20 protein-coding genes and 1 pseudogene are annotated in these 26,071 nt (G+C 63.9%); 16 read left to right on the forward strand and 5 right to left on the reverse strand.

Features of this window, described 5'->3' with window-relative positions; genetic code table 11:
- Positions 1–15 precede the first annotated feature (15 nt).
- Positions 16–753, forward strand: a complete 738-nt coding sequence (locus tag BOH68_RS04215) for an S-methyl-5'-thioinosine phosphorylase (RefSeq protein ID WP_077371990.1) — start codon at positions 16–18, stop codon at positions 751–753.
- A 116-nt stretch (positions 754–869) separates the two neighbouring features.
- Here BOH68_RS04215 and mfd read toward each other — a convergent pair whose 3' ends face one another.
- Positions 870–4,397: a transcription-repair coupling factor gene (gene mfd, locus BOH68_RS04220; protein ID WP_077371993.1), complete on the reverse strand. Its 3,528-nt coding sequence runs from the start codon at positions 4,395–4,397 to the stop codon at positions 870–872.
- A gap of 548 nt (positions 4,398–4,945) precedes the next feature.
- Here mfd and BOH68_RS04225 point away from each other — a divergent pair.
- The 11 genes from BOH68_RS04225 (at position 4,946) to BOH68_RS04275 (ending at position 16,147) form a co-directional block, all read left to right on the forward strand.
- Positions 4,946–6,394 (forward strand): glyceraldehyde-3-phosphate dehydrogenase, encoded by a 1,449-nt coding sequence (locus tag BOH68_RS04225; protein ID WP_077371996.1) that lies wholly within the window; start codon positions 4,946–4,948, stop codon positions 6,392–6,394.
- Positions 6,395–6,735: 341 nt separating this feature from the next.
- A complete protein-coding gene (locus tag BOH68_RS04230; protein ID WP_077371999.1) occupies positions 6,736–8,085 on the forward strand; it encodes a Na(+)-translocating NADH-quinone reductase subunit A in 1,350 nt (449 codons plus the stop codon).
- A complete protein-coding gene (locus BOH68_RS04235; protein ID WP_077372002.1) occupies positions 8,085–9,317 on the forward strand; it encodes an NADH:ubiquinone reductase (Na(+)-transporting) subunit B in 1,233 nt (410 codons plus the stop codon). Before BOH68_RS04230 ends, BOH68_RS04235 begins: the two co-directional genes overlap by 1 nt.
- 1 nt (position 9,318) lies before the next feature.
- Positions 9,319–10,101, forward strand: a complete 783-nt coding sequence (locus BOH68_RS04240) for a Na(+)-translocating NADH-quinone reductase subunit C (RefSeq protein WP_077372005.1) — start codon at positions 9,319–9,321, stop codon at positions 10,099–10,101.
- Between the two features lie 2 nt (positions 10,102–10,103).
- Entirely contained in the window at positions 10,104–10,772 is a 669-nt protein-coding gene (locus BOH68_RS04245) for an NADH:ubiquinone reductase (Na(+)-transporting) subunit D (RefSeq protein WP_077372008.1), read from the forward strand.
- A 1-nt stretch (position 10,773) separates the two neighbouring features.
- Positions 10,774–11,394, forward strand: a complete 621-nt coding sequence (nqrE, locus tag BOH68_RS04250; RefSeq protein WP_077372011.1) for an NADH:ubiquinone reductase (Na(+)-transporting) subunit E — start codon at positions 10,774–10,776, stop codon at positions 11,392–11,394.
- Between the two features lie 25 nt (positions 11,395–11,419).
- Complete coding sequence (gene nqrF / locus BOH68_RS04255) at positions 11,420–12,652, forward strand: NADH:ubiquinone reductase (Na(+)-transporting) subunit F (RefSeq protein ID WP_077372013.1); 1,233 nt, start codon at positions 11,420–11,422, stop codon at positions 12,650–12,652.
- 3 nt (positions 12,653–12,655) lie between these two features.
- Positions 12,656–13,729 (forward strand): FAD:protein FMN transferase, encoded by a 1,074-nt coding sequence (locus tag BOH68_RS04260; RefSeq protein WP_258954881.1) that lies wholly within the window; start codon positions 12,656–12,658, stop codon positions 13,727–13,729.
- 183 nt (positions 13,730–13,912) lie between these two features.
- On the forward strand, positions 13,913–14,164 hold the full coding sequence (gene nqrM, locus BOH68_RS04265; RefSeq protein WP_077372016.1) for a (Na+)-NQR maturation NqrM: 252 nt from the start codon (positions 13,913–13,915) through the stop codon (positions 14,162–14,164).
- Between the two features lie 131 nt (positions 14,165–14,295).
- Positions 14,296–15,687, forward strand: a complete 1,392-nt coding sequence (gene sthA / locus BOH68_RS04270) for a Si-specific NAD(P)(+) transhydrogenase (RefSeq protein WP_077372019.1) — start codon at positions 14,296–14,298, stop codon at positions 15,685–15,687.
- Positions 15,688–15,838: 151 nt separating this feature from the next.
- Complete coding sequence (locus BOH68_RS04275) at positions 15,839–16,147, forward strand: YrhK family protein (protein WP_077372022.1); 309 nt, start codon at positions 15,839–15,841, stop codon at positions 16,145–16,147.
- Positions 16,148–16,188: 41 nt separating this feature from the next.
- On the opposite strand, the gene BOH68_RS04280 is transcribed toward BOH68_RS04275, so the two are convergent.
- The 3 genes from BOH68_RS04280 to BOH68_RS04290 all read right to left on the reverse strand — a co-directional run bounded on the left by BOH68_RS04280 (position 16,189) and on the right by BOH68_RS04290 (position 19,242).
- Positions 16,189–17,058, reverse strand: a complete 870-nt coding sequence (locus tag BOH68_RS04280) for a DNA replication terminus site-binding protein (RefSeq protein ID WP_077372025.1) — start codon at positions 17,056–17,058, stop codon at positions 16,189–16,191.
- A gap of 202 nt (positions 17,059–17,260) precedes the next feature.
- Positions 17,261–18,181: a carbon-nitrogen hydrolase gene (locus BOH68_RS04285; RefSeq protein WP_077372028.1), complete on the reverse strand. Its 921-nt coding sequence runs from the start codon at positions 18,179–18,181 to the stop codon at positions 17,261–17,263.
- Positions 18,181–19,242 (reverse strand): agmatine deiminase family protein, encoded by a 1,062-nt coding sequence (locus BOH68_RS04290; protein WP_077372031.1) that lies wholly within the window; start codon positions 19,240–19,242, stop codon positions 18,181–18,183. The genes BOH68_RS04285 and BOH68_RS04290 overlap by 1 nt, the downstream gene beginning before the upstream one ends.
- Before the next feature lie 245 nt (positions 19,243–19,487).
- Here BOH68_RS04290 and BOH68_RS04295 point away from each other — a divergent pair, with 245 nt between their 5' ends.
- Together BOH68_RS04295 and BOH68_RS04300 are read left to right on the forward strand one after the other, a co-directional pair.
- Positions 19,488–20,732 carry a lipoprotein-releasing ABC transporter permease subunit gene (locus tag BOH68_RS04295; protein WP_077373141.1) on the forward strand — a complete coding sequence of 415 codons (1,245 nt, stop codon included), beginning with the start codon at positions 19,488–19,490 and terminating at the stop codon, positions 20,730–20,732.
- A 52-nt stretch (positions 20,733–20,784) separates the two neighbouring features.
- Positions 20,785–21,507 carry an ABC transporter ATP-binding protein gene (locus tag BOH68_RS04300; protein WP_077372034.1) on the forward strand — a complete coding sequence of 241 codons (723 nt, stop codon included), beginning with the start codon at positions 20,785–20,787 and terminating at the stop codon, positions 21,505–21,507.
- A 105-nt stretch (positions 21,508–21,612) separates the two neighbouring features.
- Here BOH68_RS04300 and BOH68_RS04305 read toward each other — a convergent pair whose 3' ends face one another.
- Entirely contained in the window at positions 21,613–22,194 is a 582-nt protein-coding gene (locus BOH68_RS04305; protein ID WP_077372037.1) for a DUF2062 domain-containing protein, read from the reverse strand.
- A 168-nt stretch (positions 22,195–22,362) separates the two neighbouring features.
- Between BOH68_RS04305 and BOH68_RS04310 the strand changes: the two genes are divergently transcribed.
- The gene (locus tag BOH68_RS04310) at positions 22,363–25,200 is read left to right on the forward strand and encodes a ComEC/Rec2 family competence protein (protein ID WP_077372041.1); all 2,838 of its coding nucleotides are present in this window, start codon (positions 22,363–22,365) and stop codon (positions 25,198–25,200) included.
- Between the two features lie 120 nt (positions 25,201–25,320).
- Positions 25,321–25,905, forward strand: a pseudogene (locus BOH68_RS04315) (MotA/TolQ/ExbB proton channel family protein); the annotation flags it as partial.
- Positions 25,906–26,071: the final 166 nt, after the last annotated feature.

The raw sequence follows: 26,071 nt of genomic DNA on the forward strand, positions 1-26,071 counted from the left end.
GCGAGGAGACAGGAGATGCTGGCAGTCATCGGGGGGACCGGGTTCGGCCATTGGCCGGGGCTGGAGGTGCTCAAGCGGGGTGGTCAGGAAACTCCCTTGGGGGCGGCGTCCTGCGGGGTGGTGCAAGGGCGGCTCGGCGGCAGGTCGATCCTGTTTCTGGCGCGGCACGGTCAACCCCACAAGATGCCGCCGCACCGAATCAATTATCGCGCCAACCTGTGGGCGCTCAAGCAGGCCGGGGCGACTCACGTCGTTGGCGTCAACTGCGTGTCAGGTATCGACCCGACGCTGGCGCCGGGCACGCTGGTGGTCCCGGATCAGTTGATCGATTACACGACGGGGCGCGAGGGCTCGTTCTTCGATGGCCGTTTCAAGCCGTTCCAGCATGTGGCATTCGCCTGGCCGTATCACCGTGTCTGGCGCGAGGAGCTGCATTCGGCGGCCTCTGACGCGGGACTGGTGATCCAGGCAGGCGGAGTGCTGGGCGTGGTGCAGGGGCCGAGACTGGAAACCGCGGCCGAGATTCGTCTGATGGCGCGCGATGGCAATACGTTGGTGGGCATGACGGGGATGCCCGAGGCCGTGCTGGCCCGGGAACTCGAGATGGAGTACGCCAGCCTGTGCCTGGTGATCAGTCACGCGGCCGGGGTCGGGGAGGAGGAGCCGACGAGGGCCGGAACGGAGTCGGTGATCGAGGCAGGCATGCCGCAGGTGCAGCGCTTGCTGGCGGCGCTGCTGGCACGCCATGCGTGAGGCGCTTGTCCCTGGGAGGTGAGGCGGTCTGACTGCCAGAAAAACGGCCTGCATCAGCGATGCAGGCCGTTTTCATGTTCTGCGCATTTTCACGTGCACAGAGGTGAGTGGGGGCGTCAGGCCGCCTGGGTCTTGGCGTTGAGCAGCTCAAGCAGGGATTCGCAGAAGCTGAAGCGCGCCTCGGCGTCTTCCATCTCGGTGGTGAAGCGCAGCGTGTCGGCACCTTCCAGCCTGTAGACATCGGGCTGGCGCTGGATGAGTGTCACCAGCGTCAAGGGATCGACAGGCGTCTGGGCGCCGAAGATGATGCGGCCGCGTGCGGCACCGGCTTCCAGCTTGACGATGCCCAGTGCCTGGGCGCGCTGGCGCAGCCGGGTCTGGCGGAACAGCGTCTTGACCGGCTCCGGCAATAGGCCGAAGCGGTCGATCATCTCGACCTGCAGTTCCCGGAGATCGCTGGCGTTCTCGGCGTTGCTGATGCGCTTGTACATCATCAGGCGCTGCTGGACATCGTGGAGGTAGTCACCCGGAATCAGCGCCGGCAGATTGAGTCCGACTTCCACGCCCTCATCCAGCGGCGATTCGATGTTGGGCGTCTTGCCGGCCTTGATGGCCTTCACGGCGCGATCCAGCATCTCCATGTACAGCGAGTAGCCGATGGTTTCCATCTGGCCGGACTGCTCATCACCCAACAGCTCGCCCGCGCCACGGATCTCCATGTCATGGGAGGCCAGGGTGAAGCCTGCCCCCAGGTCATGCGATTCGCTGATTGCCTCCAGACGCTTGACCGCATCGCGGGTCATGGCCTTGGGGTGCGGGGTCAGCAGGTAGGCGTAGGCCTGGTGATGCGAGCGCCCGACGCGCCCACGCAGCTGGTGCAGCTGCGCGAGGCCGAACTTGTCGGCGCGTTCGATGATGATGGTGTTGGCGCTCGGGACGTCGATGCCGGTCTCGATGATGGTCGAGCAGACCAGCACGTTGAAGCGCTTGTGGTAGAAGTCCGACATGCGCCGCTCCAGGCTACGCTCCGGCAGCTGCCCGTGGGCGACACCGACGATGGCTTCCGGCACCAGTTCCGCGATGCGTGCCGCGCTTTCCTCGATGGTCTTGACCTCGTTGTGCAGCACGTAGACCTGTCCGCCGCGCAGCAGCTCACGCAGGATGGCTTCCTTGATCACGCCGTCGTTGCGCTGCTGGACGAAGGTCTTCACCGACAGGCGGCGCGCCGGTGGCGTGGCGATGATGGACAGGTCGCGAATGCCGCTCATCGCCATGTTGAGCGTGCGCGGAATCGGCGTGGCGGTCAGGGTCAGGATGTCCACTTCGGCACGCAGGCTCTTGAGTCGCTCCTTCTGGGAGACCCCGAAGCGGTGCTCCTCATCGATGACCAGCAGTCCCATGTTGGGCAATTCCAGCGACTTGGAGAGCAGCTTGTGGGTGCCGATCACGATATCCGCCTGCCCCTTGCGGATGCGCTCCAGTGACGCTTCCTGGCCCTTGCCGCTGGTGAAGCGCGACAGCAGGGCGATCTCCACCGCGGTGTCGGCGAAGCGATCGCGGAAGTTGTCATAATGCTGCTGGGCCAGCAGGGTGGTGGGCACCAGCACCACCACCTGACGGCCGGAGTTGACGGCCAGGAAGGCGGCGCGCATCGCGACCTCGGTCTTGCCGAAGCCGACATCGCCGCACACTACGCGATCCATCGGCTGAGGAGAGCACATGTCCTGGATCACCGCACCGATGGTCTGCGCCTGATCCGGTGTCTCCTCGAAGGGGAAGCTGGCCGCGAAACGGGCGTAGTCCTCGGCGGGGAAGTCGCAGGCATGGCCGACACGCGCTTCGCGCCGTGCATAGACATCCAGCAGCTCGGCGGCGGTGTCGCGAATCTTCTCGGCCGCCTTGCGCTTGGCCTTCTCCCACTGCTCGGACCCCAGCTTGTGCAGCGGTGCCAGTTCATCGCTGGCGCCGGAATAGCGTGAGATCAGATGCAGGCTGTCCACCGGCACATAGAGCTTGGCGCCGTCGGCGTATTCAAGGGCGAGGAACTCGGCTTCCTGGCCGCCGGCATCGATGGTCTCGAGTCCCAGGTAGCGACCGACCCCGTGGGTGTGGTGTACCACCGGTGCGCCTTCGCGCAGCTCCGAGAGATGACGCACGGCCAGTTCGTTGTCATCGGTGGCACGCGCCTGACGACGGCTCTGGCGGACTACCTCGCCATAGAGCTCGGTCTCGGTGACGATGACCAGCCCCTTGGCGGCGTCTGCGCGCTCGGGGGAGGGCGCCTGGGAGGCCTGCTCACCCGCTACCCAGGCACCACGCGTCAGGCCGCCGACGGTCAGGCCGACCGCGGCGGGACTGTCGACGAAGTGCTGGAAGCTCGCGAAGTCCTCCAGGCTGCGTAGCCCGAAGCTGCGCAGCAGCGGAGCGAGCTGCTCCTCGACGACTTCCCGGCGACCCTGGGTCTCGGCGACGAACAGGATGCGCTGTGCGCTCTGGCCGTTGAGTCGCTGCTTGAGGAAGCTCGCCAGCGCCTGGGTGGGGTCGGCGCTGCGTGCATCGATGGCGAGGCTGGGCAGCGCCTGCTGGCCGAATTCGATGGTGTGCGCATTGGGCTCGCGCAGCAGTTCGATGCGCTCGTGCTGCTTGATCAACGCGAACAGTTCGTTGACCGGCACGAAGGCGCGATGCGGCGGCAGCAGCGGGCGCGTGGGGTCCACGCCGAGATTGGCGTAGCGCGTGGTGATGGCGTCCCAATGATGTTCGGCCGCTTCGCGAGCTCCCGGCAGCATGGCGATCCGCAGGTTGTCGCCCATGTGATCGAACAGCGTCGCGGTCTCCTCGAAGAACAGCGGCAGATACTGCTCGAGCCCCGGTGAGGGAATGCCCTTGATGGCATCGTTGTAGAGGATGCACTGGCGGGGGTCGACATCGAACAGTGTCTCGAAGCCCTCGCGGAAACAGGCGATGGCGCTGCGCGTCAGAGGATATTCGTGGGCGGGCAGGATCTCGATCGCCTCGACCTTGTCGCCGCTGCGCTGGGTGTCGGGGTCGAAGGCGCGCAGGGTGTCGATCTCGTCATCGAACAGATCGATTCGCAGCGGTTGCTCACTGCCCATCGGGAACAGGTCGATCAGCGCGCCGCGCAACGCATACTCTCCGGGCTCGTAGACGGTCTCCACCGCACGGTATCCGGCACGTGAGAGGCGTGAGCGGAAATTCTCGCGGTCGAGAGTGTCTCCCCTGGCGAGACTGAAGACCTGGCCGGCGATGTAATCCGCCGGCGCCAGGCGCTGCATCAGGGTGTTGACCGGCACCGGCACGATGGCGCGGCGGCTGGCCTGCAGGGTGCGCAGCGTGCGCAGGCGCTCCGAGACGATGTCCTGGTGGGGCGAGAAACTGTCGTAGGGCAGTGTCTCCCAGTCAGGGAATGGCAGCAGGCGCTCCGGGTGGCGGGTATAGAAGTGCAGGTCCGCCTCCAGACGCTGGGCGCTGGCGGTGTCCGGCGTGATCACCATCAGTGGCGCTTCATCGGCGTCCGCCAGGCGCGCCAGCGCCAGGGCGGCAGCGCTGCCATCCTGCAGCGTCCAGTAGGTGGTCTCACGGGGAGAGCGTGGCAACGGGGGCGTCAGCGGAGTCTCGAACATGGGCTCTGGTGTCTTGTGTCCTGGGCTTGGGCGCACGGGAAGATTCACCGGCGGGAGGGGTGCTCCTCGCCAGTCACGCCAAACGGTGAAAGCCCGCGGCGGCGCGAGCGATGGTGATGAAGGCGCAATGGTCGGCGCAGGGCGCTCCTCGTGGCAGCCAGCATGGAGGGGGCGTTCTGACGGCCCGCTCTGATGGTCGCAGACCCAACCCCTTGCCGTGACGGGGCTGCCGAGGCGGTGTCGTCAATGCCCTGCGCCTGATGATAGCAAGTCATTCCCTGTCATGGGGGCGAGGCGTGGCCTTTTCATCGGTGGCGAGGCCAGGAATCTCGCAAGAGCTTGTCCGGCGATCCTCCACGGGATGCGGACGGTGCTTCAGGAAGGGCTCTTGTAGTCAAATCGTTGATTCTGTAGCACTACTACCCTCCGTGCGACCATCCTTTCATTGTGACCCCGCCCCCCGTTACGCATACTCAGCTGGCCTTGTCCGACGCTGCAAGCTCGCTTGCCGCGTTCGCCTATCGTTCGCCAGTCAGAGGAATTCCTCCGTGAGCAAAGAGAATCTCGAAGCCTGTTTCAAGCAGTGGCAAGACAATGAAGCCCTCGCCGAACAGATGATCCCGCTGCTGGGTGACCTCTATCGTCGCTTCAATGTCGTGCCCTCCATCTATGGGCGTTCGCTGATCAACCGCTCCATGGTGCGTATCCTCAAGAACCACCGTTGGGTGCGCAAGGCGGAAGGGGTGGAGCTGTCCGTCGAGGACACCTTCCCGCTGGTGCGTGCCATGATCGAGCTGAATCTCGGGCCGGCCCACGTCGACATCGGCAAGCTGGCAGTGGCCTTCAAGCGCTCCGACGAGACGGACATCACTGCCTTCCTCAAACGCGAGCTTGCCGAGATCGTCGGTGGCTACGTCGAAGGCGGCATGGGCGGCGACCCGAAGGATGTCGTCCTGTATGGCTTCGGGCGTATCGGCCGCCTGCTGGCGCGCATCATGATCGAGAAGGCCGGTGGCGGTAATCTGCTGCGTCTGCGCGCCATCGTGGTGCGTGGCAGCAAGGAGGATCTGGAAAAGCGAGCCAGCCTCCTGCGTCGTGATTCCGTGCATGGTCCCTTCGAGGGCAGCATCACGGTCGATCAGGAGAATTCGGCGCTGATCGTCAATGGCAACTACATCAAGATCATCTACGCGAACTCGCCGTCCGAGATCGATTACACCGCGCACGGCATCGACAATGCCATCGTGGTCGACAATACCGGCAAGTGGCGCGACGAGGCTGGCCTGGGGCAGCATCTCGAGTGCAAGGGCGTGGCCAAGGTGCTGCTCACCGCTCCGGGCAAGGGCGATCTGAAGAACATCGTCTATGGCGTCAACCACACCGACATCCGTGACGATGATCGCATCATCTCCGCGGCGTCCTGCACCACCAACGCCATCGTGCCGGTGCTGAAGGTGCTGCACGACGAATACGGCGTCAGTCAGGGGCATGTGGAGACGGTCCACTCCTATACCAACGACCAGAACCTGATCGACAACTTCCACAGCGGGGACCGTCGCGGTCGCGCGGCGGCACTCAACATGGTGCTGACCGAGACCGGTGCTGCCAAGGCCGTCGCCAAGGCGCTGCCGGAGCTTTCCGGCAAGCTGACCGGCAACGCGATCCGTGTGCCGACGCCCAACGTCTCGATGGCGATTCTCAATCTGACGCTGGACACCGCAAGCGACGCCGAGCGCATGAATGACTTCCTGCGCACGGCCTCTCTGCACTCTTCACTGCAGAAGCAGATCGACTACGTCGATTCCTGTGAAGTGGTCTCTTCCGACTTCGTCGGCAACCGTCATTCCGGCATCGTCGACGGTCAGGCGACCATCGTCACCGACAAGCAGGCCGTCGTGTATGTGTGGTATGACAACGAGTTCGGTTACAGCTGCCAGGTCGTGCGTATCCTGCAGCACATGTCCAACGTGCGTTTCAGCTATTTCCCCACTCGCTGAGGCAATGGGTCGCGCCATGGCGTGATTCACGCATGGTGAGGAAAAAATGCCTGTCAATACAACGCCCCTGCCATCCTCGATGGCAGGGGCGTTGGCGTGTTGAATGCCCTCACCACTTTAGTGTCGTATGGTCTTTCGGGGCTCGCATCTTTATAATGAGGCGGATTTTTTTGGGCCGGTCCAATCTCTGGGCTACACCTCCAACCGTCTGATAAGAAAAGCATTCACATCAACTGAAACGCGAATCTCGCGAGGTTGCCTGGCCGTATGTCGGCCTCGAGGCGTGTCATTGATGCGTGATCTTTCCTGAACAACATCAGATCCGACAATTGGGCGAGTCTATGATCGAAGTCAAACGTGGCCTGGATCTCCCCATCGCCGGGGCGCCGGAGCAGCGTATCGAGGATGCGCAGCCCGTTCGTCGCGTAGCGATCCTGGGTGTTGACTACGTCGGCATGAAGCCGACGATGGAAGTCCGTGAAGGGGACAAGGTGAAACTGGGGCAACTCCTGTTCACCGACAAGAAGACCCCGGGCGTCCGTTACACCGCGCCTGCTGCCGGGACCGTGGTCGAGATCAACCGTGGCGAGAAGCGCAAGCTTCTGTCCGTGGTCATCGAGACCGATGCGCAGGGCGATGCGGTGGAATTCACCGCGCATGGCGAGGCGGCGCTGGCCGGTCTCGAGCGTCAGGTCGTGGTCGACCAGCTGGTCGACTCCGGTCTGTGGACGGCATTCCGTACCCGCCCGTTCTCGCGTGTGCCGGCACTGGATGCCACCCCGGCAGCCATCTTCGTCACCGCCATCGATACCCACCCGCTGGCCGCAGATCCGGCCGTGGTGCTCAAGGGGCAGGAAGTTGCGTTCCGTCAGGGTCTCGTCGCATTGACGCGTCTGACCGAAGGCAAGGTGTTCCTGTGCCAGGCACCGGGCGCGGATATCCCGGGCGGCGATGTGGCCGGCGTGGTCAGCGAGTCCTTCAAGGGCCCGCACCCGGCAGGTCTGCCGGGTACGCACATCCATCATCTCGCACCGGTCAGCCTGAAACGTCATGTCTGGCATGTCGGTTATCAGGATGTCGTCGCCATCGGTACCCTGCTGGCGGAAGGGCGTCTGGACACCACGCGTGTCATCGCCGTCGGTGGCCCGCGTGCCACCAAGCCCCGCCTGCTGCGTACCCGTCTGGGCGCGAGCACTGAAGAACTGCTCAAGGGGGAAGTCGAGCAGCCGGAAGATACCCGTGTGATCTCCGGTTCCGTGTTCTCCGGTCTGACCTGTGAAGGGGCGCTGCGTTTCGTCAGCCGCTATCACACTCAGGTGAGTCTGCTGGAAGAAGGCAACAAGCGTGCCTTCATGGGCTGGCTGTCCACTGGTGCCAATCGTCACTCGGTGCTGGGTATCTACCTGTCGAAGCTGACCGGTCTGCGTGACTATCGTCCCAACACCTCCACCAATGGCTCCGAGCGTGCCATGGTGCCGGTGGGAGCGTACGAGAAGGTCATGCCGCTGGACATTCTGCCGACGCAGCTGCTGCGCTCGCTGATCGTGGGTGATATCGAGACCGGCATGCAGCTTGGCTGCCTGGAGCTTGATGAAGAGGACCTCGCACTGTGCACCTATGTGTGCCCGGGCAAGTACGAGTACGGTCCCATCCTGCGTGACAACCTCACCACGATCGAGAAAGAGGTCTGATGATGGGTATTCGACAGACTCTGGATAACCTGGAGCCGCACTTCCACAAGGGTGGCAAGTACGAGAAGTTCTACGCGCTCTACGAAGCCGTGGACACGATTTTCTATGCGCCGGCGAGTGTCACGCGTACCACCGCGCACGTGCGTGATGGTATCGACCTGAAGCGCATCATGATCACGGTCTGGATGTGTACCTTCCCGGCCATGTTCTTCGGCATGTACAACGCCGGTCTGCAGGCCAACGAGGCCATCGCTGGCGGTTACAGTGCATTGGGCGGCTGGCGTGAAGCCATCGTCATGATGCTGGCGGGCAGCCATGATGCGGGCAGCGTGTGGGCCAACTTCATCCTGGGGGCCACCTACTTCCTGCCCATCTATCTGGTGACCTTCGCGGTCGGCGGCTTCTGGGAAGTGCTGTTCGCGATGCGTCGCGGTCACGAGGTCAACGAAGGCTTCTTCGTCACCTCCGTGCTGTTCGCGCTGACGCTGCCGGCCACCATCCCGCTGTGGCAGGTCGCGCTCGGCATCACCTTCGGTGTGGTGATCGGCAAGGAAGTCTTCGGCGGTACCGGCAAGAACTTCCTCAACCCGGCGCTGTCCGGTCGTGCCTTCCTGTACTTCGCCTATCCGGCCAGCATTTCCGGTGACGCGGTGTGGGTGCCGGCTGACGGCTATACCGGTGCGACCGCACTGTCCACCGCGGCACAGGACGGCATGAGCGCCCTGATGCAGCAGATGAGCTGGACCGATGCCTTCCTGGGCTTCATTCCGGGCTCGTTGGGTGAGGTATCGACGCTGGCCATCTTCCTCGGCGCGGCGGTACTGCTGTGGACGCGCATCGCCTCCTGGCGAATCATGCTGGGCGTGTTGCTGGGCATGGTCGCGACCTCGGCGCTGTTCAACGCCATCGGCAGTGACACCAATGCCATGTTCGCGATGCCGTGGTACTGGCATCTGGTCATCGGCGGCTTCGCCTTCGGCATGGTCTTCATGGCCACCGATCCGGTCTCGGCTTCCATGACCGACAAGGGCAAGCTGATCTTCGGTGCACTGATCGGCGTGATGACCGTGTTGATCCGTGTCGCCAACCCGGCCTTCCCGGAGGGCATCATGCTGGCGATCCTGTTCGCCAACCTGTTCGCCCCGCTGATCGACCACTTCGTCGTGCAGGCCAACATCAAGCGCCGCGTCAAGCGCGAGGCTGCCGGCATCGCGAACGAGGAGACCGCCTGACATGGCCAGCAACAATTCCATCAAGAAGACCCTCGGCGTCGCGCTCGGGCTGTGCATCGTCTGCTCGGTGGTGGTATCCACCGCAGCGGTCGTGCTGCGTCCGATGCAGATGACCAATGCCGAGCTGGACCGCAAGAGCAACATCCTCGCGGTCGCCGAGCTGCTGCAGCCGGGCGAGGATGTCGGCCAGCAGTTCCGTGACAAGGTCACCGCCAAGGTCGTCGACCTGAACAGCGGTGAGTACGTCGACGACATCGATCCGGAAAAGTACGACCAGGCCAAGATGTCCAAGGACCCGGCCACCTCACGTACCCTGTCCGGTGACGAGGATCTGCCGGGCATCAAGCGTCGTGAGCAGTACTCGGTGGTCTATCTGGTCGGTGATGTCGAGCAGCCGGACGAGATCATCGTCCCGGTGCGTGGCAACGGCCTGTGGTCGATGATGTACGGCTACCTGGCACTCAAGGGTGACGGCAACACCGTGGTGGGTCTGTCCTTCTATCAGCAGGGGGAAACTCCGGGGCTGGGCGGCGAAGTCGATAACCCGAAGTGGAAGGCCCAGTGGGATGGCAAGAAGATCTATCCCGAAGACAGCATGGACCCGGAAGTGCACCTGAAGAAGGGCGGTGTCAATCCGTCATCTCCGGATGCCAAGTACCAGGTTGATGCCCTGTCAGGTGCTACCCTCACCAGCAACGGCGTGACCAACCTGCTGCAGTTCTGGATGGGTGAGAATGGCTTCGCCAAGTACCTGACCCAGTTCCGCGACGTCAAAGGAGCGTAATGATGGCAGCCGAAACTCCTAAAGGTGTCCTGACGACGCCGATCTTCAAGAACAACCCCATCGCGCTGCAGATCCTCGGTATCTGCTCCGCGCTGGCGGTGACCAACTCGATGAACACCGCCCTGATCATGGGGATCGCGGTGTCACTGGTGACGGCGTTCTCCAGTCTGTTCATCTCGTTGATCCGCAATCACATCCCGTCGTCCATCCGCATCATCGTGCAGATGACGATCATCGCCTCGCTGGTCATCGTGGTCGATCAGTCGCTCAAGGCCTTCGCCTTCGAGACCTCCAAGCAGCTGTCGGTCTTCGTCGGTCTGATCATCACCAACTGCATCGTGATGGGCCGCGCGGAAGCCTACGCCATGCAGAATGGCCCGGCGATGAGCTTCATCGACGGTATCGGCAACGGTCTCGGCTACACCGTGATCCTGCTGGTGGTCGGCTTCGTGCGTGAGCTGTTCGGTTCCGGCTCCCTGTTCGGCGTGACCATCCTGCAGACCGTCAATGACGGTGGCTGGTACATCCCGAATGGTCTGATGCTGCTGCCGCCGTCCGCGTTCTTCGTCATCGGTCTGTTCATCTGGGTGCTGCGCAGCGTCTATCCGGAGCAGGTCGAGAAGGCGGAGTACAAGATTACCGCCAACACCAAGATCAAGGAGGCCGTGTAACATGTTCGAACACTACCTGAGCCTGTTCATCAAGGCCGTGTTCGTCGAGAACATGGCGCTGGCCTTCTTCCTGGGCATGTGCACCTTCCTGGCGGTGTCCAAGAAGATCCAGTCCGCGATCGGTCTGGGCGTGGCCGTCATCGTCGTGCTGGCGGTGACCGTCCCGGTCAACAACCTGATCCTGAACTACCTGCTGCGTGAAGGCGCGCTGACCTGGACCGGTCTGGAAGGTGCGGAAAGCATCGACCTGTCCTTCCTGGGTTACCTGTCCTACATCGGCGTCATCGCGGCGATCGTCCAGATCCTCGAGATGTTCCTCGACAAGTTCGTGCCGGCGCTCTACAACGCGCTGGGCGTGTTCTTGCCGCTGATCACGGTCAACTGCGCGATTCTCGGTGCGGCCCTGTTCATGGTGCAGCGTGACTACAGCTTCGGCGAGTCCGTGATCTATGGCGTGGGTGCCGGCTTCGGCTGGGCCCTGGCGATCGCCGCACTGGCCGGTATCCGCGAGAAGCTCAAGTACTCTGACGTGCCGGCTGGCCTGCAGGGTCTCGGCATTACCTTCATTACCGTTGGCCTGATGTCGCTGGGCTTCATGTCCTTCTCCGGCGTCCAGCTGTAACGCAACCGAGCATAAGGAAATCGAAATGGTAGATACCTCCATCATCGTGCTCGGCGTCGTCATGTTCACCGTGGTCGTGATCGGCCTGGTGCTCGTGATTCTCGCGGCACGCAGCAAGCTGGTCTCGAGCGGTGACGTCCAGATCGAGATCAATGGCGACCCCGCCAACACCCTGACCACCCAGGCCGGCGGCAAGCTGCTGCAGACCCTGGCGGCCAATGGCATCTTCCTGTCCTCCGCCTGTGGTGGCGGGGGTTCCTGTGCCCAGTGCAAGTGTCGGATCGAGGAGGGCGGCGGCTCCATCCTGCCCACCGAGGAATCCCACTTCACCATGGGTGAGAAGAAGGAAGGCTGGCGCCTGTCATGCCAGGTCCCGGTCAAGCAGGACATGAAGATCGAAGTGCCGGAAGAGATCTTCGGTGTGAAGAAGTGGGAAACCACCGTGACCGCCAACCCGAACGTCGCGACCTTCATCAAGGAGCTGAACCTGCAGCTGCCGGAAGGCGAGGAAGTCAACTTCCGCGCCGGCGGTTACGTGCAGCTGGAAGCGCCGGCCTACGACATCAAGTTCTCCGACTTCGACATTGAAGAAGAGTATCGTGGTGACTGGGAGAAGTTCGGTCTGTTCAACGTTCAGCACAAGAACGAAGAGCCGGTCATCCGCGCCTACTCCATGGCGAACTATCCGGAAGAGTACGGCATCCTGAAGTTCAACATCCGTATCGCCACTCCGCCGCCGAATTCCCAGCATCCGCCGGGGCTGATGTCCACCTATGTCTTCTCGCTGAAGCCGGGTGACAAGGTGACCGTGATGGGGCCGTTCGGTGAGTTCTTCGCCAAGGATACCGACGCCGAGATGGTCTTCATCGGTGGCGGTGCCGGCATGGCGCCGATGCGCAGCCATATCTTCGATCAGCTCAAGCGTCTGAATTCCAAGCGCAAGATGTCGTTCTGGTACGGTGCGCGCTCCATGCGCGAGTCGTTCTACAACGAGGAATACGACCAGCTGGCCGAAGAGAACGAGAACTTCGAGTGGCACCTGGCGCTGTCTGATCCGCAGCCTGAGGACAACTGGGAAGGCCCGACGGGCTTCATCCACAACGTCCTGTACGAAAACTACCTCAAGGACCACCCGGCCCCTGAGGACTGCGAGTACTACATGTGCGGGCCGCCCATGATGAACGCCGCCGTCGTCAAGATGCTGACCGACATGGGTGTGGAGCCGGAGAACATCCTGCTCGATGACTTCGGTGGTTGATCGATGATGTCACGCGTCGCAAGACGACTGGCAGGGCCGGCCCTCATGGGGCTGGCCCTGCTGGTTGCAGGCTGTGAAAATTCCAGCAACCCTGAGTTGCATCGCTTTGCCGGTCCCATCTTCGGCACCGGATTCCATGTCACGGTGGCAGGGGATCTGGATGTCGATGAGGTGGCGTCACTCAAGCAGGCGAGCGTCGAGGCGCTGGACAAGGTCGACTGGCAGATGTCGACCTACAAGGACACCTCGGAGCTCTCGAAGCTCAATCAGGCACCGCTGGATACGCCGATCACGCTGTCGGATGGCCTGGCGCAGGTGCTGGCCGAATCGCAGGATATCGGCAGGCGCTCCGAGGGTGCCTTTGACATCACCGTCGGCCCGGCCGTCAATCTGTGGGGCTTTGGCCCGGATGAGCGTCTCGACAAGGCACCGAGTGATGCACAGATCGCGCAGGCGCTCGAGAAGGTCGATCATCTGGCGCTGGAGCTCGATGGCAATACGGTGATCAAGCGCAAGCCGGTGTATGCCGACCTGTCGGGGATCGCCAAGGGCTATGGGGTGGATCAAGTCGCCGATGTGCTCGAGGCCAATGGCATCGAGAACTATCTGGTCGAGGTCGGTGGTGAGATCCGCGTCAAGGGTGAGAAGCCCGGCCACAGGCCGTGGCGTATCGCCATCGAAGCGCCGAAGTCCTTCGAGCGTTCCGTGCAGCGGATCATCGACCCCGGCAATGCTGCCGTGGCGACTTCCGGTGACTACCGCAACTATTTCGAGCAGGACGGCGTACGTTACTCACACACGATCGATCCGCGTACCGGTCGTCCCATTCAGCACTCCCTGGCATCGGTGACGGTCATCACGCCAGATTGTGCGAGTGCGGACGCCTGGGCCACGGCACTCAACGTGCTTGGCGCCGAGAAGGCAATGGCCATCGCAAGACGCGAGAACATTGCCGCCTATTTCATTGTCAAAACGGATGATGGCTTCAAGCAGTCCTGGAGTCCGGCATTCGCGCCCTATCTGAAGGACGCGCCGGCGACAGGCGACACGAAGCCCGCAGGGGAATCCAGCGTCTGAGCCTGTCTGCCGTCAGGCAGACGGGGAGGACGTGATCCGCTGCCACCTGTCGTGACACGCCCCTGACCGGGCCTGCCACTCACGATGCATCGGCACCCTCCCGTCAGGGCGGGTACCGATGTGGCGGTCGAGTCGGGTCGGTCACAGTGGGCCAACATGGGGCCATGCCCCGGGAGAAATGACATGACTATCTGGTTACTGGTGTTCGCCGCCATGCTGCTGTTGATCGGCGCGATGGCTGTCGGGGTGTTGATGGGGCGCAAGCCGATCGCCGGCTCCTGCGGCGGCCTCAACAACCTCGGGCTCAAGGATGGCTGTGATATCTGTGGCGGCAAGGATGACGAGTGCGAGAAGGAGCAGGAGCGCCAGCGTCTGATGGCCGAGAGCGGCGGCAAGCCGGCCAGTGATCTGGCCTACGAAGCCCCGCGTCGCTGATTTCTGCTCTGATGACTCAGAGCCCGCCGGCCGCAAGGCCAGCCGCCGGCCCTGGCATGCCATTCTCTCCCTGAGCAGAGTGTGGCGTGTCAGGGCCGGCCTACGAACAACCAAGGAGCAAAGCGAGTCTCATGGCAGTCTACAACTACGATGTGGTCGTGATCGGTACCGGTCCGGCAGGGGAGAGCGCGGCGGTCAATGCGGCCAAGCATGGCAAGCGAGTGGCCGTGATCGAGGCCCAGTCCTCCGTGGGCGGCAACTGCACCCACAAGGGCACCATCCCCTCCAAGGCCCTGCGTCACGCGGTCAAGCAGATCATCGAGTTCAACACCAATCGCATGTTCCGCGACATCGGTGAGCCGCGCTGGTTCTCCTTCCCCAAGGTGCTGGAACGTTCGCGTCGTACCATCGAGCAGCAGGTCGAGATGCGCACGCGCTTCTATGCTCGCAATCGCATCGACGTGTTCTTCGGTACCGCGCGCTTCAAGGACGAGCACACCGTGCTGGTGCGTGATGCCCATGAAGGGACCGAGGAGCTGCACGCGGAGAAGGTCGTGATCGCCACCGGGTCGCGCCCCTACCGCCCGGCAGACGTCAATTTCCGCCACCCGCGTATCTATTGCTCCGATACCATCCTGGGTCTGTCGCACACGCCGCGCACGTTGATCATCTACGGTGCCGGTGTCATCGGGTCCGAGTACGCCTCCATCTTCTCGGGGCTGGGCGTCAAGGTGGACCTGATCGATACCCGTGATCGTCTGTTGTCATTCCTGGACAACGAGATTTCCGACGCGCTGTCCTACCACCTGCGCAACAACGGCGTGCTGGTGCGCCACAATGAGGAATACGAGCGCATCGAGGGCGATGAGTCCGGTGTGGTCGTGCACCTCAAGTCCGGCAAGAAGCTGCGTGCGGACGCCTTCCTGTGGGCCAACGGGCGCACCGGCAACACCGACAGCCTCGGCCTCGAGAACATCGGTCTGCAGGCCAATGGCCGTGGTCAGCTGACGGTCGATGATCAGTACCGCACCGAGCTGGACCACGTCTATGCCGTGGGCGATGTCATCGGCTGGCCGAGCCTGGCCTCTGCTGCCTATGATCAGGGCCGCTTCGCCTCGGCCAATCTGCTGGGCGAGGAGTTCAAGTTCGTCAATGAGGTGCCGACCGGCATCTACACCATCCCCGAGATCAGCTCGGTGGGGCGTGGCGAGAGCGAACTGACCGAAGCGCGCATTCCCTACGAAGTGGGGCAGGCGTTCTTCAAGGACACCGCACGCGCCCAGATCACCGGCGACACCGTTGGCATGCTCAAGATCCTGTTCCATCGCGACACGCTGGAAATCCTCGGCATCCACTGCTTCGGTGATCAGGCATCCGAGATCGTGCACATCGGTCAGGCCATCATGCAGCAGCAAGGTGAGGCGAATACGCTCAAGTACTTCGTCAACACCACCTTCAACTACCCGACCATGGCGGAAGCCTATCGGGTCGCTGCCATGAATGGACTCAACCGTCTGTTCTGAGCCCTGAGCCCTGAATCATGAGCCCTGAGCTCGCTGTGCCAACACGGCCACGCACAAGGCCCCGACATCCTGGATGTCGGGGCCTTGTGCTTTGTGCCCACTGACACGAGATATTCACAGATGACCCAGTCTTTTACCCAAGGAGCCTTCGATGAGTCGACAGCCACACCCCGAGTCGCAATCCTCTCGCCAGCAGGATGTCACGAGTGACCTGACCTTGCGTCTCGGCCGCGAAGAGCTGGTCATCCACCGCCGTTACGAGCTGGCCAGCATCATCAACGAGCTGGTGCTGGGCCTGTTGTTCACCATCGGCAGCGTGTGCTTCTTCTGGGATGAGTGGATGACGCTGGGGATCTGGCTGTTCGTGATCGGCTCGCTGCAGCTGACGCTCAAGCCGTTGATCCGCCTGGCGCGCCGCATGCACCTCAAGCGCCTGCCGGAATCAGGGCTGGATCTCTAGCAGGCGACTTCACAGTCTCACTGGCTCTCCGGCTCTAGAGATCAGCGATAGCGATGCACGCGCAGGCTCTTGAGAAAGGGCGTGTCATCGATGCGCACATCTCCGCGTCTGGCGCGTGTGCGCTGTGCGGGCGGGGTCGGTGAGGGTTGGTTGAGCGCCGGCAGGCGCAGGTCATCGTGGGGCAGGAACAGCGGTAGCGAGACGTTCATCGCGCGGCGAGTGCGCAGCTCGCCATCCTCGCGCAAGACCGGCTCACGATAGAAGAGATTGGCGCGCATCAGCGGCGCCTGAGGCTGGATGCGTGCCAGTATCTCGTCAGAGGGCAGGCCCGCCAGCAGTCTGAGCTGCAGGCGCACGTGATCGGCCTCGGTATCCAGTTTCATCAGCATCGCCTCGCACTCCGGCACACTGACGCGCTGAATGGAGCGTCCGGAGCTGTACCAGGCGAAACGCACTCGCGCCACCGCTGCTTCCGCGACCGGTACGCGCCGCCAGCATTGCTTCAGATGCAGACGAGCGAGGCCATCGCCCTTCAGGTGCTGGTTGAGGCCAGGGTGGCGGAAGGGCAGGATGGCCTTGAGCTCCGCGAGTTGATCGGGATACGCCTCACGCAGTTCGGCAAACAGTCCCGCCAGATGCTCCTTGGCCAGATTGAGGGCGCAGACCGCCTGGATCACCTGCGGGCCTGCCGCCACCACGCCCAGATAGGGGCGGGTGACACGCCCATCCTGCCCATCCTGATACCACACATCCTGCAGCGCGAGCCGTAGCCAATCGAGATCGGCATGGCCGCCATCCAGCCGCCACAGCGGCGAATTCTCCTCCGCGACGGCAGTGATGACCTGTTCGGCTGCGCTGATCTGTTCATCGAAGGCCGCCTCTATTCTGGCCATCAGCTGATATTCGGGCATGGTCCGCGTCCTGGTTGGCGCTTGAGGGATACACTCTTTTTATCGCGTTATCCTGTTTAGCGCAGCCTGGCGGGAAAGACAAGCGTGCGGATACGACACGAGGCGCCCCGCAGGGCGCCTCGTGGCATGGCTGGCATCTCCCGGGCGGGAAGCGTCGTCAAGAAACACGCGGCTTCCTCAGGAGCTGATCGCGACCTTGCGTCTAGCGATCGCGATAGCGTTCGGTGAGATCCCCATAGGCATCGATGCGGCGGTCACGCAGATAGGGCCAGATGCGGCGCACGTCCTCGCCACGCGCCAGATCCACCTCGACCAGCAACTCCTCGGGCTCGGTGCCGCCATGCGCCAGCAGCTCGCCCTGGGGTCCGCACACGAAGCTGCCCCCCCAGAACTGGATGCCTTCGCTGGCTGGCGTCGGGTCCGCTTCATGGCCGACTCGATTGGCGACGATCACCGGCACGCCATTGGCGACGCCGTGGCTGCGCTGGATCAGCGTCCAGGCATCCTTCTGGCGCGTCTGCTCGGCCTCATCATCGCGCGGGTCCCAGCCGATGGCAGTGGGATAGAGCAGCATCTCGGCACCGGCCAGTGCCATCAGCCGCGCGCCTTCCGGGTACCACTGATCCCAGCAGACCTGCACACCCAGGCGGCCCACCGAGGTATCGATGGGCTCGAAACCGCGGCGCGGCGACTGTGCGCTGGGCGCATCACCCGGCGTGAAGTAGAACTTCTCGTAGAAGCCGGGATCATCCGGGATGTGCATCTTGCGGAAGGTGCCGACCAGGCCATCGGCCTTGTCGAGCACCACGGCGGTATTGTGATATACGCCCGCGGCGCGGCGCTCGAAGATGGAGCCGACGATGACCAGACCGAGTTCAGCGGCCAGACTGGCCAGGCGCTGGGTGGTCGGGCCTTCGAGGGGTTCGGCGAGATCGAAGATCGCGGTGTCTTCCGTCTGGCAGAAATAGTGGCTGGCATGCAGCTCCTGCAGCATCACCAGCTCAGCACCGCCGGCTGCCAGGCGGCGGATGGCCGCCTCGCTGGCCGCCAGGCTCGTATCCTTGTCGGGCCAGCCCTGCTGCTGGACGACACCGACCTTGAGTGTACGGCGGGAAGTGGTCATCACAGTGCTCCTTGATAGGTGTTCGAGGTGGCCAGGGTGCCCTTGGGCAGTTGCATGGTCATGCAGTGCAGACTGCCATGCTGGCGAATCACGGCGCGGCAGTCGACCGGGATGATGTCACGTCCCGGGAAGGCGCCCGCCAGGGCCTTGAGCGCGATCATGTCGTGACGATCGGCATAGGTCGGCACCAGCACCGCGCCGTTGATGATCAGGAAGTTGGCATAGGTCGCCGGCAGGCGATGGCCGTCTTCGGGATCGAAGCAGGCATCCGGCCATGGCAGCGGTACCAGGAAGTACGGATCGCCATTGGCATCCAGCATGTCTTCCAGCTCGGCTTCCATCGCCTTGAGCGCCGGGTAGTGCGGGTCGTCGCGATCATCGCAACGCACGTAGGCGATGGTACGCGGGTCGCAGAAGCGCGCCAGGGTGTCGACATGACTGTCGGTGTCATCGCCTTCCAGATGGCCATTGGCCAGCCACAGGATGCGTGAGACACCGAAATCGGCCGTGAGCTGTGCCTCGACCTGCTCGCGGCTCAGCCCGGCATTGCGATTGTCGTTGAGCAGGCAGGCCTCGGTGGTCAACAGTGTCCCCAGGCCATCCGTCTCGATACCGCCGCCTTCCAGAATGAAATCGCGACTTTCCACCGGGCTTGCATAGACCCCTTGAGCGGCCAGCGCTCGGGTCAGGGCGTTGTCACGGGCGGCTTCGAACTTTCCGCCCCAGCCGGTGAAGGTGTAGTCGAGCAGTACCGGCTGGCCATCACGTTCGACGGTGATGGGGCCGTGGTCACGCGTCCAGGTGTCATCCAGCGGCGCCACATGCAGATGCAGACGCTCGGCCGGCACGCCGAAACCGGCGAAGCGTGACGTGAGGCGCTCGCGGGTGGCCTCGTCACTGACGCTGATCAGCACGTGCTGATACCGGCTGATGGCGATCACCATGGCCTCGCAGGTGGCTTCGATGCTCTCGAGCATCTCGTTCCAGTCGCTGTGGGGGCTGGGCCAGCTGAGCTGGATGGCATCCTGCGGGTGCCATTCGGCAAGCAGACGGGTGGCCATGGGCATCTCCCTGATGAAGAAGTGACGGTAATGCCGCGATACCGCGGACTCGGCGCGCGATGATAGCAGAGCCATGCGTCGACGCTAGCCCCTGCGTGCGTCATATGGCCAGACACTCGAGACTGGCGGTTCATGCTGTTCTCATGCGAGGGCTGGCAAACTGGGCGCGATTGTGGCCCCATGCGCCGAGCCTGCGGAATGCGTATCATGGCCCGCGACCCTGACCCAAGGAATCGACTTCGATGCTGCTGGATCGCCTACCCTTTCTGATCGGCCTGCGCTATACCCGCGCCAAGCGCCGTAACCATTTCATTTCCTTCATTTCCCTGACCTCGATGCTCGGCCTGTCGTTGGGCGTGGCCGTGCTGATTCTGGTGCTGTCCGTCATGAACGGCTTCGACCACGAATTGCGTACCCGCGTACTGGGCATGGTGCCGCATGTGCGGGTCGAGGCGCGCGACAGCGTCACCGACTGGGAGACGCTCGCCGGCATGTTGCGCGAGAAGCCGCATGTCGTCGGTGCCGCTCCCTACATCGAGCAGCAGGGCATGTTCACCACCAATGGTCGCAACAAGGGCGCGCTGGTCACCGGTATCGATCCGTCCGCGGAGGACCAGGTCTCGATCATCAGTGAGCACATGGTGCAAGGAAGTCTGGCAGACCTCACGCCGGGCAGCTGGGGCATCGTGATGGGGGAGCTGCTGGCACGCAATCTCGGGGTCGGCGTCGGGGATCGCGTCACGCTGCTGGTGCCCGAGGCCTCCATCACGCCCGGGGGCATCTTCCCGCGCCTCAAGCGCTTCACGGTGACCGGCATCTTCAAGGTCGGCGCGGACGTGGATGCCAGTCTCGCCTACACCGACATCTCGGACATGGCCAAGCTGGCACGCTTCAAGGAAGGCGAGGTGCAGGGCGTACGCCTGAAACTCGATGACCTGTTCAGTGCCGATGCCGTCACCCGTGACATCATCAGCCAGCTGGGGCCGCAGTATCGCGGCATGGACTGGAAGCGTACCCACGGCAACCTGTTCGCCGCCATCCAGATGGAGAAGAACATGATCGGCCTGCTACTGATGGTGATCGTCGCCGTGGCAGCCTTCAACATCGTCTCGACGCTGGTGATGATGGTGACCGACAAGCACGCCGACATCGCCATCCTGCGCACCCTCGGGGCCAAGCCCGGCAGCATCATGGGCATCTTCATCGTCCAGGGGCTGACCATCGGCGTGATGGGGATCATCATCGGCGCCATCGCCGGGGTGGCATTGGCATTGAGCGTCTCCGACATCATCGCCTGGGTGCAGTCGACCTTCGGTATCCAGTTCCTGGATCCCAACGTCTACTTCATCAGCTATCTGCCGTCTCGTCTCGAGCTGTCCGACATGGGCGTCATCATCGGCTCCGCGCTGGTGCTGAGCTTCCTGTCGACACTCTATCCGGCCTGGCGCGCTTCCCGCATCCAGCCGGCCGAGGTGCTGCGCTATGAATGATCTACCGACATCGACCGATGCATCATCCCGCTCTGCTGCTGGAGACTCCGCCATGCCGACCCCGGCTTCTGACACCCGTGCGACTGACCTGGCTCACGGCAAGCCGATGTTGATCTGTGAGCGCCTGAGTCGCAGCTACGACGAAGGCCCGCAGAAGGTGCAGGTTCTGGACGAACTGGAGCTGCGTGTGCACGCCGGCGAACGGGTCGCCGTCGTCGGCAGCTCCGGCTCCGGCAAGACCACGCTGCTCAATCTGCTCGGCGGGCTGGATCATCCCAGTCAGGGCATCGTGAAGGTGGCCGGCCAGCGCCTGTCCGAGCTCAGTGAGTCGGCGCTTGGCAGCTTCCGCAATCAGCACATCGGCTTCGTCTATCAGTTCCATCATCTGCTGGCGGAATTCAGCGCCGAAGAGAATGTGGCGATGCCGTTGATCATCCGGGGCCACAAGCGTGCCGAGGCCGCCGTCAAGGCGCGCAAGCTGCTGGAGCGTGTCGGCATGGCGCCGCGCGCCGATCACAAGCCGGGCGAGCTGTCCGGGGGAGAACGTCAGCGCGTCGCCATCGCGCGTGCGCTGGTGACGGACCCGAGCCTGGTGCTGATGGATGAACCGACCGGCAACCTGGATCAGACCACGGCGGCGCGCATTCTGGAGCTGATGGATGACATCGCTCGGGAAGCGCAGGCCGCCTTCATCATCGTGACCCACGACAATGGGCTGGCCGCGCACCAGCACCGTGTGCTGCGCCTGGATGGCGGCAAGCTGCACGAGGACTGAGCTCCACCGCTGAGTGGCGGATGTCTGCCTCACGCCATGCCAGAAAGCCAAAAGCCCCGCCATCGAGAGATGGCGGGGCTTTTTCATGGGCGGCGTCGTCAGCCTTCAGGACTTGTCGGTATCCGGGGCAGCGTTCTGGTCGGACCGCTGCGCCTTGGTGCAACGCCTGGCGGCCAGACGCGCCTTGCGGCGACTGCGCCAGCTGCGCACGACCTGATAACGCCACAGCAGCCGGACCAGCACGTTGGCGAGCAGGGCGACCACCACCGCACTGACCAGCGAGCCCAGTGCAAGTGCCGGCAGGATATCTTCCAGCTGGTTGGCGAACCAGGCCGCGGAGACCTGGTCCGGCATCACCCGGGCAGGCGTATCGAGCATCCAGGCGCCCACGCGATAGGTCGCGTAGTAGACCACGGGCATGGTCAACGGGTTGGTGATCCACACCAGACCTACCGAGAGCGCAAGGTTGCAGCGCAACGCCCAGGCACCGAAGGCGGCCACCACCATCTGGAAGGGGATCGGCAGCAAGGCACAGAAGAAGCCCACCATGCACGCATTGGCAACGGTTCGACGCGACAACGCCCACAACGCGGGGTCGGCGATCAGGTGATGCATGAAGCGCAGGGATTTCTTGCGCCTGAGGGCATCCGGTTCCGGCATGAACCGCTTGAGTAGACGACGAGGCATGGCTTGGCCATTTGGCATTCAACGCCGGCCATTATCCATACATGTCCCCGGGACTGCCATGCTGTGAGCTCAGTTAAGCGGCCCGCATCGTGCAATCCTGTGTGCTTGAAATGATGCTGAACGCAGGCCAGCCCCCGTCATGCCTGATGAAGAGCGATATCTGCCTCCTTGAACGATTCGTCTGAAAAGCTGCCCGTGGGCGCGAGCGACGCCACGCGGTTTCGCGGGTCCTGGCTGACACCGGGGGCTCTGATCCAGTGGCTCGCCGGTCTGGTGGCCGGGGTGTGGCTGTCGCGACAGGGGGAGTGGGCGGCCGATTGGCAGGGACGCATGCCGGATGGCGCACCCGAAAGCGCAGGGGATGTCTTGAGCGGGATGGCAGACAGCCTGTTGCTGCCATCCCTGATGCTCGGCCTGCTGGTGATGCTCGCCTTCGCGCGACGCCCGGCAGTCCTGCGGCTGGGGATTGCTCTGTGGGGCGGGCTGCTGCTCGGGCTGGTGAATCAGCCACTCATGCTTGCCGAAGCACTGGCGCGCGAGGATATCTGGCTGGAGGGGCGCATCGAGCAGGCCAGCCGTTCGCTCCCGGCCCCGGGGGAGTCGGTGCGTCTGGTCTTCAGGGTGGAAGCCTGCCGAGCCTCGGGCGCTGATGGCGAAGCAGGCGGTGAGCAGGGCGAGGCGCTCAAGCCCCCCAGGATGAACGCATCCGGCATGACGAGCGCCGGGCGTGAGCTGGCCTGTCGCCGTCTCGAGGGCCAGCGGGTGCAATTGCGGCGCTACTGGCCGCGGCGTGCCGCCTCTGAATCATCAGCTTCGCCTCTTCTCGTTCCCTGGCAAGCAGGGGAGCGGTGGCGGCTGATCGCCAGACTGGTGCCGCCGCATGCTGCCAGCAACCCGGACGCGCTGCAGAGTTTTGATCGGGTCAGCTGGTGGTGGCGCGAGGGGATCGTGGCGACGGGGTACGTGCGAGACCCCGCCCGGGCGCAGCGACTGGCACCACCCCGCGGGGTGGCAGCGTTGCGCCTGGCGGCCGAGCAGCGGCTTTGGCAGGGCTGTGGAGGGCGGGGCGATGACGTCCAATGGGCGCATTCGCCCTGCCGCTGGCTGGCGGCGCTGACGCTGGGGCGTGCCTCGGCGCTGACTCGCGATGACTGGGAGTCCTTGAATGCCACCGGGTTGACGCACCTCGCCGTGGTGTCAGGGCTGCATGTCGGGCTGATGGCAAGCCTGGTGCTGGTGGTGAGCTTTGGCGTCCTGCGCCGTCTTCGTCCTGCCGACTGGCGTTTCAGCGTCGCTCCCTGGTGGCTGGCGTGTCTGGCGGCCTGGAGTTTCGCGATACTGGCGGGGCTGGCACCGCCGGCGCTGCGAGCGGCGCTGATGACAAGTGTTGGGTTGTGGATGGCCAGCGGGCGCAGCGGCCTGGGCGTCTGGCAGATATGGATGCTGGCGTTGTCGCTGGTGATCGGCCTTGATCCGCTGGCCTTGTGGCGACCCGGCACCTGGTATTCGTTTCTTGCCGTGGCAGCGCTGCTGCTGGCCTGGCAGGGGTGTGAGCGCCCCCGCGGCGCGCTGGGCTGGTGTCGCGCCACGCTGCGCAGTCAATGGGTGTTGACGCTGGTGATGGGGGTCGCTCTGCTGGTCGGGCGTGGTCAGCTGTCATGGCTTGCCATGCCGATGAACCTCGTCATTGCTCCGCTCGCGACCCTCCTGGTCGTGCCGTTGGGGATGCTGGGCTGGGGGCTGGCTGGCATCGATTCCCTGCTGGACGCGATGGGCTTGCGGCTGTCGGAAGGGGCGGGAATGAGCGGGGCGCTGTGGCAGTGGCTCGCCGAGCGAGTGGATCATGGCATGGCGTGGCTCGGGGCCGTCACGCAGCGTCATGGCCTCTGGCCCGTACGGACAGCGACGGACACCCTGTCCGCTGACATGGCAGCAGCGATGGCGATGATGGTACTGGGCGGCCTGTGGCTGGCAAGTGGAGTGCCGGGATTGGAGCGCCGTGTCAGAGGGCTGTGCACCGCCCTGGCGATGCTGTGGGGGACGGGGCTTGCCTTGCTGCTGTGGCCGCCTGCGCCATGGCCGTCCAGCGCCCACGCCGGCGAAGGACGCACAGGGCGCGACAGCGCGTGGCTTGCCGATTCGCGAGCGGCCCCGTTGGTCGTGACCGTCCATGACGTCGGACAGGGGCTGGCGATATCGCTCAGGGTAGCGGGGCGCGTGCTGTCGCCTGAGACGATGGAGGATCTTCCTCGTCATTGGCTCTATGATCTCGGCCCCGGTGCTGCCTTCGGGCCGCCGCGCATGGGGGAGCTGCTGAAGGCTGCCGAGGCGCCCTGGGGCGTCATCATCAGTCATGGTGATGGCGATCATGCAGGCGGGCTGGCGGCGCTGCGAGCGGAGCAGGTCGCGCAGTTGTGGGTGCCTGAGGGACAGAGAAACCGTCTTGACCGTCAGGTCGGCTGGCTGAAGGACGTGCCGACCGCGTCCTGTGAGGCAGGGCGGCGCATCACGCTCGGCCATCTCGCCGACCGCCCCGTGAAACTGGAGATGCTGTGGCCGCCGCCCGGGTGGAAGGTGCGGCGTGACAATGCCCACTCCTGTGTGGTTCTGATCACGTGGGGTGAGCGTCCGCTGGCGTTGCTGAGTGGCGATATCGGGGTGCAGGAGGAGCGCCAGCTGGTGGAGCTGCTCTCGCGTCGGCTGGCGGGAAGCCCGCTGCCATTGCTGGTCGTCGCGCACCATGGCAGTCGCAGCAGCAGTGGGGAATCCTGGCTCGCGCGTCTGGCACCGCGCCACGCGATCATCAGTGCCGGACGCTACAACCCGCATGGTCATCCGCATGACGAGGTGGTCGAACGCCTGATGCGGCATGCGCAATGTGTCTGGCACAGTGGCCTGGAGGGAGCGCTGCGCTGGGAGTGGTCCCCTGACGCGGAGCGCCTCATTCCCGCGCGGGGTGCTGCCGGTATCGATACGCAGTGCCTTGGGGTAAAATCCGTTGATTGATCAGGGGCATGGCGAATGTCTGCCTGTCAGCGTGCCAGGGACGCGGTCGCGCAGGCCTGATGACGACAACAATGATCGGCGCCGTTGACGGTGCACCATCAAGACCAAGGGAGAGGTCACATGTTGGAAGCCTTGTACGCAGGGGGGCTGCTGATGCTCCCGATCCTGGGATGTTCGGTCGTGGCACTGGCCATCATCCTCGAACGTCTGTGGACGTTGCGCACGCGCCGTATCGCGCCGCGCGGTCTGGGACAGCAGGTGTGTGAACTGATCAGTCAGGGACAGGTCAATGTCTACTGGTTGGAGAGTCATTCGCCCCTTGGGGGGGTGCTGGCGGCAGGGCTTCGCAATGCGCGCCTGGGCAATGAACAGGTGCGTGCGCGCATTCAGGAATCGGCCGTTGCGGTGATCCACGACATGGAGCGCTTCCTGAGCCCCCTGGGGACCATCGCGGCCATCACCCCGCTGCTGGGCCTTCTGGGCACGGTGGTCGGCATGATCGATGTCTTCGCCGTGATCGTGGACGCCGGGTCCGCCGAGCGTGCCCAGGAGCTGGCCGGCGGGATTTCCCAGGCGCTTGTCACCACGGCGGCGGGTCTGACGGTCGCGATTCCGGCGCTGATGTTCCATCGCTATTTCCAGCGTCGCGTGGAAGACATCACCGTGACCATGGAAGAGCAGGCGGGGCAGGTGGTGGAATACATCTCGCACCATCAGGGGGAGCTGGGGCTGGCCGAGAGTCATGACGGCTTCGATCGTCGCGCGGGCCAGCGCAACGGGCCAGCGCCGAGGGAGAGTCTGCCGGAAGACCTGCCGGCCTACATGCGTCGGGACGAGGATGATCCGCTCTCGGGCTCCGATACGCTCGCCG

Origin of the sequence: Cobetia sp. MM1IDA2H-1, from assembly GCF_002916775.2 — a bacterium.
Taxonomy (GTDB): domain Bacteria; phylum Pseudomonadota; class Gammaproteobacteria; order Pseudomonadales; family Halomonadaceae; genus Cobetia; species Cobetia marina.

What these genes read in the sequence shown, in the direction of transcription:
- BOH68_RS04215 (WP_077371990.1), top strand. Translation starts at nt 16, where the DNA reads ATGCTGGCAGTCATCGGGGGGACCGGGTTCGGCCATTGGCCGGGGCTG.
- mfd (WP_077371993.1), bottom strand. Translation starts at nt 4,397, where the DNA reads ATGTTCGAGACTCCGCTGACGCCCCCGTTGCCACGCTCTCCCCGTGAG.
- BOH68_RS04230 (WP_077371999.1), top strand. Translation starts at nt 6,736, where the DNA reads ATGATCGAAGTCAAACGTGGCCTGGATCTCCCCATCGCCGGGGCGCCG.
- BOH68_RS04235 (WP_077372002.1), top strand. Translation starts at nt 8,085, where the DNA reads ATGATGGGTATTCGACAGACTCTGGATAACCTGGAGCCGCACTTCCAC.
- BOH68_RS04240 (WP_077372005.1), top strand. Translation starts at nt 9,319, where the DNA reads ATGGCCAGCAACAATTCCATCAAGAAGACCCTCGGCGTCGCGCTCGGG.
- BOH68_RS04245 (WP_077372008.1), top strand. Translation starts at nt 10,104, where the DNA reads ATGGCAGCCGAAACTCCTAAAGGTGTCCTGACGACGCCGATCTTCAAG.
- nqrE (WP_077372011.1), top strand. Translation starts at nt 10,774, where the DNA reads ATGTTCGAACACTACCTGAGCCTGTTCATCAAGGCCGTGTTCGTCGAG.
- nqrF (WP_077372013.1), top strand. Translation starts at nt 11,420, where the DNA reads ATGGTAGATACCTCCATCATCGTGCTCGGCGTCGTCATGTTCACCGTG.
- BOH68_RS04260 (WP_258954881.1), top strand. Translation starts at nt 12,656, where the DNA reads ATGATGTCACGCGTCGCAAGACGACTGGCAGGGCCGGCCCTCATGGGG.
- nqrM (WP_077372016.1), top strand. Translation starts at nt 13,913, where the DNA reads ATGACTATCTGGTTACTGGTGTTCGCCGCCATGCTGCTGTTGATCGGC.
- sthA (WP_077372019.1), top strand. Translation starts at nt 14,296, where the DNA reads ATGGCAGTCTACAACTACGATGTGGTCGTGATCGGTACCGGTCCGGCA.
- BOH68_RS04275 (WP_077372022.1), top strand. Translation starts at nt 15,839, where the DNA reads ATGAGTCGACAGCCACACCCCGAGTCGCAATCCTCTCGCCAGCAGGAT.
- BOH68_RS04280 (WP_077372025.1), bottom strand. Translation starts at nt 17,058, where the DNA reads ATGCCCGAATATCAGCTGATGGCCAGAATAGAGGCGGCCTTCGATGAA.
- BOH68_RS04285 (WP_077372028.1), bottom strand. Translation starts at nt 18,181, where the DNA reads ATGACCACTTCCCGCCGTACACTCAAGGTCGGTGTCGTCCAGCAGCAG.
- BOH68_RS04290 (WP_077372031.1), bottom strand. Translation starts at nt 19,242, where the DNA reads ATGGCCACCCGTCTGCTTGCCGAATGGCACCCGCAGGATGCCATCCAG.
- BOH68_RS04300 (WP_077372034.1), top strand. Translation starts at nt 20,785, where the DNA reads ATGCCGACCCCGGCTTCTGACACCCGTGCGACTGACCTGGCTCACGGC.
- BOH68_RS04305 (WP_077372037.1), bottom strand. Translation starts at nt 22,194, where the DNA reads ATGCCTCGTCGTCTACTCAAGCGGTTCATGCCGGAACCGGATGCCCTC.